At 74.4% G+C, this 8,466-nt stretch carries 5 protein-coding genes and 1 pseudogene; 4 read left to right on the top strand and 2 right to left on the bottom strand.

Translation table 11 applies throughout. The annotated features are described in order from the left end of the window. Positions 1–86: 86 nt before the first annotated feature. Positions 87–317 (top strand): annotated as a pseudogene (locus AB0K92_RS31290) (hypothetical protein); the annotation flags it as partial. A gap of 297 nt (positions 318–614) precedes the next feature. Beyond that, positions 615–1,751 carry a glycosyltransferase family 4 protein gene (locus tag AB0K92_RS31285; RefSeq protein ID WP_365928504.1) on the top strand — a complete coding sequence of 379 codons (1,137 nt, stop codon included), beginning with the start codon at positions 615–617 and terminating at the stop codon, positions 1,749–1,751. A 146-nt stretch (positions 1,752–1,897) separates the two neighbouring features. Here the strand turns inward: AB0K92_RS31285 and AB0K92_RS31280 are convergent, their stop codons facing one another. Beyond that, on the bottom strand, positions 1,898–3,598 hold the full coding sequence (locus AB0K92_RS31280; RefSeq protein WP_365928502.1) for a PucR family transcriptional regulator: 1,701 nt from the start codon (positions 3,596–3,598) through the stop codon (positions 1,898–1,900). A 223-nt stretch (positions 3,599–3,821) separates the two neighbouring features. Here AB0K92_RS31280 and AB0K92_RS31275 point away from each other — a divergent pair, with 223 nt between their 5' ends. Together AB0K92_RS31275 and AB0K92_RS31270 are read left to right on the top strand one after the other, a co-directional pair. After that, positions 3,822–5,381, top strand: a complete 1,560-nt coding sequence (locus tag AB0K92_RS31275; protein WP_365928500.1) for an APC family permease — start codon at positions 3,822–3,824, stop codon at positions 5,379–5,381. A gap of 11 nt (positions 5,382–5,392) precedes the next feature. Then, on the top strand, positions 5,393–7,006 hold the full coding sequence (locus AB0K92_RS31270; protein ID WP_365928498.1) for an NAD(P)/FAD-dependent oxidoreductase: 1,614 nt from the start codon (positions 5,393–5,395) through the stop codon (positions 7,004–7,006). 13 nt (positions 7,007–7,019) lie between these two features. On the opposite strand, the gene AB0K92_RS31265 is transcribed toward AB0K92_RS31270, so the two are convergent. After that, the gene (locus AB0K92_RS31265) at positions 7,020–8,402 is read right to left on the bottom strand and encodes an FAD-binding oxidoreductase (protein ID WP_365928496.1); all 1,383 of its coding nucleotides are present in this window, start codon (positions 8,400–8,402) and stop codon (positions 7,020–7,022) included. Between the last annotated feature and the right edge of the window lie 64 nt (positions 8,403–8,466).

Genomic DNA, 8,466 nt, shown 5'->3' with positions numbered 1-8,466 from the left:
GGTTCCTTGTACAGGGAGACGACGTTCTCAGTCACGGCAATGACTCCTGATGCGCTCAGGTGCGGCGGGAAGGTTGAGGGGCCGGAGCGGCGGAGCTGGCCGCCGCCGCAGTGGGGGCGGCGGGCGCCGTGCTGCCGGACGACCTCGGCCGGCGGACGATGATCGGCGACGCCGGGGCGCACGCCCTGGGCGCGGCGCTCGGGGCGGCCGTGGTCGCGGGGACCGGACGCGTGGGGCTGGCCGCGCACGCCGGCGCGGTGGTGGCCGCCGCCGTGTGCGGGGAGCGGGTGAGCGCGCTCGCGGGCGCGCGGGGGTGAGCCGCCGGGCCCGATGTGCGGGGCGCCGGATGATCGGTGGGGACCGGGTCACGGGTGAGGGGCGTCAGGTCACTCCCGCGGCTCGCCGGTTCACTCGTGTGGGGGATGTCAGGCGTCGTGTTGCCCTGCGCGCGGGCGGCGCTCGGGTGTGCGGCGTTCCCGGAACGGGCGTACGGACTGGCATCCTTGGCGGAGTACGGGGAGGTCGCCGTGCGGTACACCCCCTCCGCACGATCCTTCTGTACGTTTCTCCGTGACCGTCGTGACCGACCGACGCCGAATCAGGAGCCGGGCCACGTGACCCCCGTGAGCAGCCACTCACCGCACGGCCAGTCGTCGCTGCGCACCGTGCAGGTGCTGGGCGGCGGCAACGCCGGCAGCAGCGCCCATGTGCGGTCGCTGGCCGCGGGGCTCGTCGCGCGGGGCGTGCGGGTCACCGTGTGCGCCCCCGACGAGGCCGATCACGCCTACGACTTCACCGGGGCCGGCGCCGAGCACGTCCACGTGCCGCGCAGCAGCGACCCCGTCTCCGTGGCCGCGCTGCGGGCCGCCTGCGCCGACGCGGACCTGGTGCACGCGCACGGACTGCACGCCTCCTTCCGCGCGGCGCTCGCGCTCAGCGGCAAACGCATCCCCCTGGTCGTCACCTGGCACAACCGGGCCCACGCCGAGGGTGCGCGCGGGCATCTGCTGCGGATCCTGGAGCGGCGGGTGGCGAAGGCCGCCGCCGTCGTGCTCGGCACCAGCTCGGACCTCGTGGACCGGGCGCGCCGCACCGGCGCGCGCGACGCGCGGCTCGCCGCCGTCGCCCTGCCGGGCCCGCGGACGCCCGCCGAGCGCGGCGACCCGGACCGGCAGCGGTCCAAGGTGCGGGCCGAACTCGGCGCGATCGGGCGGCCGTTGCTGCTCGCCGTCGGCGCGCTGGACCAGCAGCGCGGGTACGACCTGCTGCTGGACGCCGCGCGGTCGTGGCGCGAGCTGGATCCCGCACCGGTCGTCGTGGTCGCGGGGGAGGGGCCGCTGCGGGCGCGCCTGCAGGGCCGGATCGACGCCGAGCGGCTGCCCGTGCGGCTCGTGGGACGGCGGAACGACGTCGGCGTGCTGCTCGGGGCGGCCGATCTGGCGCTGCTGCCGAGCTGCCGGGAGTCGCGGTCCCTGCTCGCCCAGGAGGCCCTGCACGCGCGCGTGCCCCTGGTGGCGACCGCCGTCGCCGGCGTTGCCGAACTGGTCGGCGACGCGGCCGAACTGGTCCCGCCCGGCGACGCCGAGGCCTTCGCCGCGGCCGTCGTGCGCCTCCTCGCCGACCCGGAACGCCGCGCGGTGCTGCGCGAACGGGGCGTACGCCAGGCGGCGACCTGGCCGACGGAGGACGAGACGGTCGCCCAGGTGCTGAGCGTCTACGACGAGTTGACGCAGCCTCAGCCGTTGCTCTGAGGGGGGCGGACGGGGCGGGACGGGCGGGGCTGAGCCGACCGCGTCACTGTGGCCCGGTGGCGGGGTGCCGGTGCCGCTCGTGGGCCGAGGCCGTTGGCGGGCCGAGGCCGCCGAGCCGGGCGGCGGCCCGGTCGGAGCGGGGCCGCTCAGCCGGCCCGCGGTGACGGCCGGCCCACGTGCCGGCGGGCGCGCAGGGCCAGGGAGAGGGCCAGGACCGTCTGGGGGTCGTCCAGGTCGGTGCCCAGGAGTTCGCCGATGCGGGCCAGGCGGTTGTAGAGGGTCTGGCGGTTCAGGTGCAGTTCGCGGGCCGTTTCCGCCTTGCGGCCGGCGTGGGCCAGATAGGTCTCCAGGGTGGGCAGCAGCGGGGGACGGGAGCGGCGGTCGTGGTCGCGGACGGGCCCGATCGCCCGGTCCACGAAGGCGGCCAGGTCGGGGTGGTCGCGCAGCCGCCACAGCAGCAGGTCGATGTCGAGGCGCCGGGCGTCGTACCAGGGGCGGTCGCTCAGGCCCTGGGCCGCGGTGGCGGTCTCCGCCGCGTGCCGCAGCCCGGCGGAGGCGGCGGCCCAGCCGCCCGCGACCCCGACCACCACCACGGGCGGCGGCGCGCCCGGCCGCTGGATCCCCGCCCGTTCCACGCCCGCTCGCAGCGCCGCGGCGACCCGGTCGGCGACGGCCGCGCGCTCCGACTCCGAGCGCAGCCCCAGCAGCAGGGGCACCCGGCCCTCGACCGGCCGGACGCCCAGCAGCACCGGTACCCCCACCGCCGCCAGCTCCTCGGCGACCGCGCGGGCGAGGACCGCCCAGCCTCCCCCGCTCTCGGCCACGCTCGCGCGGGCGGTGCCCCCGGCGGGCGCGAGCGTGTCGCCGAGCCGCATCACCACCGGCAGCAGCGGGCTGTCGCCCGGCTTGAAGCCGAGGACGCGGGCCTGGGCCGGAGCGTCCTCCGCGGTGATCCGGCCCTCGGCGAGGTCGGTGAGGAAGTCGCCGCGTCCGCGCGCGGCCAGCTCCTCCTCCTGGCGGGCCTGCATCAGCACGACGGCGAGGATGCCCGCGGCCCGCTCGGCGGCGATCCGGTGCACGGGGGCGAGCGGGCCCCGCACCGGCAGCAGCACCAGACGGGCGCGGACCGAGCCCGCGCCGGGGCCGCCGCCCGGCACGTCCACGAGGACCGAGCCGGCGGGCGGCGGGGCGTCCTTGTGCGGGCCGCGCAGCCCCTCCCACACCTGGAGCGGGTCGGCGCCCTCGGGCCCGGCGCCGGCCGCGTACAGCAGCTGCCCGTCGGAGGTCTCCAGGAACACCGGGTTGGCGCCGAAGTCGGCGAGGATGCCGAGGACCTGGGGGATCCCGCCCCCGCCGAGCAGCGCCTCGGTGCAGCGGCGGTGCACCTCCTCGGCGCGCTGGAGCAGGGCGTAGTGGCCGTTGACGATCTCGGTGTGGATCTCCTCGGTGACCGTCACGAACGGCACCTCGCGGTGCAGCTGGACCAGCGGCAGGCCGGCCGCGCGGGCGGTGTCGACGAGGGCGGCGGGCAGCCGGGTGAAGCGCGGGCCCAGCTCGACCACCAGGGCGGCGATGCCGCGCTCGGCGAGGGTGCGGACGAAGGCGCGCTGTTCGGCGGGGCGGGTGCCGAGGCCGTAGCCCGTGGTCAGCAGCAGTTCGCCGCCCTTGAGCAGGGAGGCGATGTTCGGTACCTCGCCCGCGTGCACCCAGCGCACGGTGCGCTGCAACCGGTCCGCGCCCGCCAGCACCTCGGGCAGGCCGCTGCGCAGGCCCGGCAGCTCCAGGGCCCGCTGCACGGTGATGCCGGCGCCCTGGCTGTCGAATCGTCGGTCCGTACGGCTGTCCATGCAGCGGACGCTACCGGCGCGCGTGTTCCGGCGACATCTCCGGACGGTTACGGCGACGATCACCGGGCGCCACGGCACGACAAAGCGTCGCCCCCGGCGCCGGATTGTGAGACCGCCTGTCTGTTGTGGTGTGCGTCACTCCGCCGCAACACTGACGCATTCGCAGGGGAACGGCCGAGCGAACTACGGATTTCGTTGTGACGGTTCTGTGAGAGGGGCGGGAATGGCAGAAACACCCACGCGAGAGCACACACCCACACGCGAGGTACACCGGCTGAAGGCGAACTCCGTGGGCCTGGTGGGCGTGGTGTTCATGGCGGTGGCGACCGCCGCGCCGATCACCGCGATGACCGGCAACCTGCCCATCGCGGTCGGCTTCGGCAACGGCACGGGCGCGCCGGCCGGCTATCTCTTCGCCACCCTGGTCCTGACGGTGTTCTCCGTCGGCTATGTCGCCATGGCCCGCCGGATCACCGCCGCGGGCGCTTTCTACGGCTACATCTCGCACGGCCTGGGCCGGATCACCGGCATGGCCTCCGGAATGCTCGCGGTGCTGGCGTACATCGTCTTCGAGGCGTCCATCGTCGGCGTCTTCTCCTACTTCGCGCAGACCACCGTCGAGGACCAGCTCGGCCTCGACCTGCCCTGGATCGTGTACGCCGCGGCGATGCTGCTGGTGACGGCCGTGCTGTCGTACTTCGACATCAACCTGACGGCGAAGGCGCTCGGCGTGATGCTGGTCGCCGAGATCGCCGTGCTCTTCGCGGTCGCCACCGCGGTCCTCCTCAAGGGCGGCGGCCCCGACGGCATTCCCGTCGAGCCGGTCAACCCGGCGAACGCCTTCACCGGGACCTCCGCCGGGCTCGGACTGTTCTTCGCCTTCTGGTCGTGGGTCGGCTTCGAGTCGACGGCGATGTACGGCGAGGAGTCCCGCGACCCCAAGCGCGTCATCCCCCGCGCCACCCTGATCTCCGTGGTCGGCGTCGGCCTCTTCTACATCTACGTCTCCTGGATGACCATCGCCGGCAACGGGCTGAAGGGCTCGGTCGAGGTCTCCTCCGGCACGAGCCCGCTCGACCTCTTCTTCGACCCGGCGCACGCCTACATCGGCGCCTGGGCGGTCGACGCCTTCCAGTGGCTGCTGATCACCGGGTCCTTCGCCTGCGGCATGGCCTTCCACCAGTGCGCGGCCCGCTACCTCTACGCCATCGGCCGCGAGGGCTTCCTGCACCCGGCGCTCGGCCGCACCCACGTCCGCCACGGTTCGCCGTACGTCGCCTCCTTCGCGCAGTCGGTCATCGCGGTGGCGCTGGTCGGCGCGTTCTGGGCGACCGGGCAGGACCCGTACATCCACCTGTACACCCTGCTCGCGATCCTCGGCACGATGGCGATCCTCATCGTGCAGACCCTGTGCTCGTTCGCGGTCATCGGCTACTTCCGCCGCAACCACCCCGAGGACCGGCACTGGTTCCGCACCCTCACCGCCCCGCTGCTCGGCGGCATCGGCATGATCGCCGTCGTGGGGCTGCTGGTGGCCAACCTGGACACCGCGGCCGGGACGGCGGCCGGCTCCCTGCTCTTCCAGGCCATCCCGTGGATCGTCGGGCTGGTCTTCTTCGGCGGCCTCGGGCTCGGCCTGTATCTGCGGGCCCGCAAGCCGGAACGCTACGAGATCATCGGCCGGATCGTCCTGGAGGACGCGGCCGAGCGCACGGACGACGGCGGCGCCGGCGACGACGCGGACGCCGCCGACGACACCGAGGAAGCATCCGCCACCGTCTGAGGAGCCGCACCATGTCCCGTACGCATGCCCTGCACGTCCTGCGTTCCCTCACCGCCGACCACGCCGCCGCGGACGCGCTGGGCGTGCCGGTCGAGGAGGCGGCCCGGCTGCGGCGCCGGTCCGTCCTGAAGGGCGCCGCGGCCCTCGCCGCCACCGCGACTGCCGCGACCGCCGCCACGGCCGCACCCGCGGCGGCCGCGACCGCCGCCGCGCCCCGGATCGCCGTGGTCGGCGCCGGCCTCGCCGGACTCACCGCGGCGCTCACGCTCCACGACGCCGGACTGCGCTGCACCCTCTACGAGGCGCACCCCGGCCGGGTCGGCGGCCGCGTGTACACCCAGCGCGACCACTGGGCGTACGGCCAGACCTCGGAGATCGGCGGCGAGCTGATCGACACCAGCCACAAGAAGATGCTGGAACTGTGCCGCCGCTTCTCGCTGCCCGTCGAGGACTTCCTCGGCGGCGGACCCAACGGCGCCGAGGAAGTGCTGTGGTTCAACGGCGAGTACTACCCGCGCGAGCACGCCAACGAGGACTTCAAGGCGGTCTACCAAGCCCTGCACCGCGACCTGATCGAGGCGGGGGAGGTGAAGTGGAACCGGACGACCCCGACGGGGACCGCCCTGGACACCCTGTCGATACACGACTGGATCGAGTCCCGGGTGCCCGGCGGCCACGACTCCCCGCTCGGCCGGTTCATCGACGTCGCCTACACCGTCGAGTACGGCGCCGACACCACCGAACAGTCCTCGCTCGCCCTGGTGCTGCTCATGGGCTACCAGACCAATCCCGGCGACTTCAACATCTGGGGCCTGTCCAACGAGCGCTACCACATCACCGGCGGCAACGACCGCCTCCCGCGCGCCATCGCCGGCCACCTGCCCGACGGCACGATCCGGCACGGCTGGTCGCTGCAGGCCGTACGGGCCAACGCCGACGGCACCCAGACCCTGACGTTCGCCGAGGCGGGCGCCACCCGCACGGTCACCGCCGACCACACGATCCTGTGCGTGCCACTGCCCGTGCTCAAGCAGCTCGACCTGAGCCGGGCCGGGTTCGACAGCCGGATGACCAGCCTGCTGAGAGACGCCCGCATGGGCCACTGCACCAAGCTCAACATGCAGTTCTCGACCCGCCCCTGGCGCGGCAGGGGAGCCTGGCCCGGCGTGTCCGCCGGGGACTGCTTCACCGACCTTCCGGTGCAGCAGACCTGGGACACCACCAAGATCCAGCCGGGCACGGGCGGCATCCTCATCCAGTACCACGGCGGCCGCCTGGCCCGCGCGCTCGCGCCCGCCGGACCCTTCTCCACCGAGAGCGACCCGTACGTGGCGCGGCTCGCGGCGTCCCACACCCGGCAGATCGACACCTTCTTCCCCGGCACCTCGGCCGCCTGGACCGGCAGGGCCCAGCTGTCGGCCTGGCACCTGAACCCGTACGCCCAGGGCGCCTACTCCTACTGGCCGGTGGGCTATCTGCACCGGTACGCGGGCTACGAGGGCACCCCGCAGGGCAACATCCACATCGGCGGCGAGCACTGCTCCTACGACTTCCAGGGGTTCATGGAAGGCGGCGCGACCGAGGGGGAGCGGGCGGCGCGGGAGGTGATCGACGCGGTGCTGTAGGGCGGGGCGCGGGTCAGGTGGGCCTGATGTTGTGGTTGAAGCGGAAGACGTTGTCCGGGTCCCAGCGGCGCTTGAGCAGGCCGAGCCGGGCGGCGTTCTGCGCGCCCAGGCCCGCCCGGACCCGGTCGGTGCCCTCGTCGCCGATGAAGTTGAGGTAGACCGCGCCGGTCGTCCAGGGGCGGACCTGCTCGCGCACGGCGCGGACCCAGGGGACGCACCGCCGGTCGTCGGCGGGGTCCTCCCAGATGCCGAACGGGTGCACCGCCCAGGGGGAGTCCCGGTAGGGCACGGGGTACTCGGCGGGGCCGTCGGCGACGGCCCCGCCCAGCGGGAACAGGACGTGCTGGGTGCCGGTCGGCACCGGCATGGTGTCCGCGAGCGCGCAGAACACGTCCACGAAGTCGTCCGGGGCGCCCGTCAGATACTCCGCCGACCAGTGGTTCCGCATCCCCGGCGGATCGTCGATCATGCACTGCACGTCGGCGTACGGCATCGCGCCGACCACCTCCGCCTCGTGCGGCAGGCCCAGCAGCGGCTCGGCCACCTCGCGCAGGTCCGCCTCGGCGCCCGCGTACGTCACCAGCACCGCGCACAGCAGCGTGCCGACCAGGTGCGGCGGGACGAACTCCTGCGGCGGGCCGGTGAGGTACAGCACCGCGCCGCCCGCCTCCAGCGGCCCCGACTCGATGACGTCGCGGTAGGCCCGCACGGCCTCGCGGCCCAGCTCCGGGCGGTACAGCAGCAGGGCGACGGCGAACTCGGGCAGCTCGTGCAGCCTGAGGGTGAGCGCGGTGGCGACCCCGAAGTTGCCGCCGCCGCCGTGCAGCGCCCAGAACAGGTCGGGGTTCTCGTCGGCGCCGGCGCGGACCCGCTCGCCGTCGGCGGTGACCAGCTCCACGCCCAGCAGATTGTCCACCGCGAGCCCGAAGCAGCGGTCCAGCCAGCCGCTGCCGCCGCCCAGTACGAAACCGCCGACGCCGGTCGTCGAGGCCCGCCCGCCCGTGGTGGCCAGGCCGAACGGCTGGGTCGCCCGGTCGAGGTGGCTCATGGTGGCCCCGCCCTCCACCCGGACCGCGCCGGCGCCCGGATGAACCGTGACCCCGTGCATCAGGCGCAGATCCACGACCAGCCCGTTGTCGTTGAGGCCCATCCCGGCCACGCTGTGCCCGCCGCCGCGCACCGCGATGTTGAGGTCCAGCTCCCGGCCGAACCGCACCGCGCGCACCACGTCGTTCGCGTGCGCGCACTGCGCGATCACCGCCGGGCGGCGGTCGATCATGGCGTTGAAGACGGTCCGGGCCTCGTCGTAACCGGCGTCCCCCGGTGCGAACACGTCACCGGCCAGATCCTCGCGCAGCGCGGCCAGCGCCGTGCCCGCCTTCGATCGGGAAGCCATCGCCGCCCCCTTCCGACAACAGGGGCAAGGTGTGCTTCCAGCCTAGGCGGGCCCGGCCGGGGCG

It is taken from the genome of Streptomyces sp. NPDC052687 (assembly GCF_040678395.1).
Classification (GTDB): domain Bacteria; phylum Actinomycetota; class Actinomycetes; order Streptomycetales; family Streptomycetaceae; genus Streptomyces.
This window is presented reverse-complemented; position numbering and strand designations above follow the sequence as displayed.

Bases quoted from the DNA above. Each gene is read 5' to 3' on its own strand.
- AB0K92_RS31280 (WP_365928502.1), bottom strand. From the start codon at position 3,598: ATGGACAGCCGTACGGACCGACGATTCGACAGCCAGGGCGCCGGCATC.
- AB0K92_RS31275 (WP_365928500.1), top strand. From the start codon at position 3,822: ATGGCAGAAACACCCACGCGAGAGCACACACCCACACGCGAGGTACAC.
- AB0K92_RS31270 (WP_365928498.1), top strand. From the start codon at position 5,393: ATGTCCCGTACGCATGCCCTGCACGTCCTGCGTTCCCTCACCGCCGAC.
- AB0K92_RS31265 (WP_365928496.1), bottom strand. From the start codon at position 8,402: ATGGCTTCCCGATCGAAGGCGGGCACGGCGCTGGCCGCGCTGCGCGAG.